This window comes from Streptomyces shenzhenensis, assembly GCF_021462265.1.
Classification (GTDB): domain Bacteria; phylum Actinomycetota; class Actinomycetes; order Streptomycetales; family Streptomycetaceae; genus Streptomyces; species Streptomyces shenzhenensis.
Window position 1 is genome coordinate 1 of record NZ_JAJONF010000126.1, and the last position, 2,526, is coordinate 2,526.

Consider the following 2,526-nt stretch of genomic DNA (forward strand, 5'->3'; position numbering starts at 1 on the left):
TCGAGATGAGCAAGCCGCAGTGCTGTCATACATGCGGTTCGACGTCATCGCCGTGGTTTCCTTCCTCGTTCCGGATTATCGTCGCCTGCTGGTGGTCGAGCCAGGCTTGTCGTGGTCGGTGGCCACGGGACTGCTGGTGGAGCTGGCGGAGGCGCTCGACTTCTGCGGGGTCGGCGTGGATGGTCCAGGACCGGCGCTGGTCGGTGAGCTGGTGGGCAGTGACCCAGTCGCGTTTGATCCATCCGAAGAGCGTCACCCGGGGCATGCCGAGCTCGCGGGCGAGGTCGGTCAGCCACCACTCGTGGCGGCCGAGTGGTGCGGCTCCCCGCCGGAGGGCTTGTTCCTGCTGGCTGACGCAGCCCAGTTCCTGCAGCAGCGTGCGGACGCCCTGGGTGCCGAAGTGTTCGCGGCGTTTGGGCGGGCGGAAGCCCTCGGAGTTGAGGATTTTCGCGATGGCCGGGGCTGAGTGGCCGGCCTCGGCGAGTTCGCGGGCCCGCGCGGCCAGGCGGGGGAAGTAGCTGAGCTGGTCCAAGCGGGCGACCGGGCGGACGAGTTCGCCGGTGGTGCGGTGTCCGCCGGCCCAGGTGACCTGGACGGTGACGCGCTCGCTGTCCCCGACGACGGTGACGGTGACCCTCTCGATCAAGTGCCTGGTCAGCTGTTTTCGGTCCGCATCGGTCGTGGTGGGTGCCTGCCAGACGGCGGGGAGGTCGGCGGCCAGGGCCCGGATCTGGTCACACTCGGCGACGGTGAGGATGCGGGGCCGGGCTGCGATGAAGCGGTCGTACTCCTCACCGAGCCGCCGCCGTTCGGCCAGCGCATGCTCCCACTCCTTCTCCAGTTCCCTAACCACCAGGCGGTTTTCGGGCTCGGCCAACTGGTACTGGCGCCGGGCCCGGTCGGCCGCATAGCCCGCTCGTTCCAGACGCTGCTGCCAGATCTGGTCCACCTCTTCGCGCCGGTGCTGGGCCTGCTCGGCCGCCTGCAGCGAGACCTCCAGGGCGGCTGGCGCCATCGCTGCAAGCAGCAGACCGGTCACATAGCGGTCGACGCAGATCCCGGACAACTGCTGGCACAGCTCTCCGCCGTAGTCAGCCTTCACGCGGCTGCACTCGTACTTCGGCCATAGCTTTCTGCCCTGGCCGCGCTGGTAATGCACGACCATACGAGTGTCGCACCGCCCGCAGAAGATCAGCCCGACCAGCAGGGCCGGCCCGTCACGCAGGGCACCCATGCTCTGGGAACGGGCCCGGTTCGCCTCGATCCGGGCAAGGTTGCGGTCATGCCGCTCGGCGCTGATATAGGCGGGCAGGACGTCGGGCAGATAGACCAGCCAGTCCTCGGGCGGCCTGCGGACGCGCCCGGTGAACGGGCGGCCCGCCAGACGCCGGCGGGGATCGGTACGGCTGCGGCCATAGACATAGACCCCGGCATAGGCGGGGTGGCGGAGCATGTTCTGGATCACGATCCGGCTGGGACGCCTCCAGGCCAGCGTCCCGCGTTCGGGGCCCTCCCGCACCCGGATGCCTATCTGGATGCCGTGGTCGACCAGGAACCGCAACACCGCGTTGATCGTGGCGAGTTCGTCGAACAGGTCGAAGACCAGATGGACCACGGCCTGCACCTGCTGGTCCGGATCACGCACGACCTGACCGTCCGGGCGGCGCAGATAGCCCACGGGCAGGGGCACGGCCAGTTCGCCGCGGCGGGCCTTACCGATCCGTCCGTTCCACATCCGCTGCTTGATCAGATGCAGTTCCGCCTCGCTGATCGTGCCCTTCAGCCCCAGCAGCATCCGGTCGTTGTGCTCGGCCGGGTCATAGACCCCGTCCGGGTCCGCCAGCAGAGCACCCGACAGCGCGCACAGCTCCAGCAGCTGATGCCATTCGCGGCCGCTGCGGGCCAGACGCGACATTTCCATGCCCAACACCAGGCCCACATGGTCCAGGCCGACCTCGGAGACCAGACGCTGGAAGCCAGCCCGCTCCACGACGCCGGACGCGGAATGGCCCAGGTCCTCGTCGATCACCAGGACCCGGGACGCAGCCCAGCCCAAGTCGACTGCCCGTTGCGTGAGTCCGTACTGCAGCCGGGTGGACTCGGCATGATCGAGTACCTGCTGGGGAGTCGACTGACGGACATAGACCACCGCGAGCCGGTCGCGATGCCACGGCTGGATCTTGCCCTCAATCCGATCCCATGGCGCTGCAGCCGTCCTGTTCACCGAGGTCACCCCCGTCCTGCCCGACCGGGTCCGCCGCGATCACCATCCGTGCGGCCAGCACTGCCAGCAACCGCACCACCAACTGGCGGTTCAGTTCCGGAACGGCTCCCCACTGCGGAATCTGGGGAGCTCAGCGACGACATCTCCGTCCACTGACCCTCACCGCCCTCTTCGTCATCAGCCAGTCGCTCACGCAACTGCCGAACAAGAGCGGCGGTGTTGAGCAGGCCGGCAACCCCTACGACAGGCCTGTTCCCCGCCTCGGGCACATCTATGTGGGCACTACGGCTTGCTCCTTGAGC

The 2,526-nt window shown here is 68.3% G+C and carries 1 protein-coding gene; it reads right to left on the minus strand.

The genetic code is table 11. The features are described from left to right. Positions 1–25: 25 nt before the first annotated feature. Positions 26–2,233, minus strand: a complete 2,208-nt coding sequence (locus LQ326_RS46965) for a recombinase family protein (protein ID WP_234545339.1) — start codon at positions 2,231–2,233, stop codon at positions 26–28. Positions 2,234–2,526 lie beyond the last annotated feature (293 nt).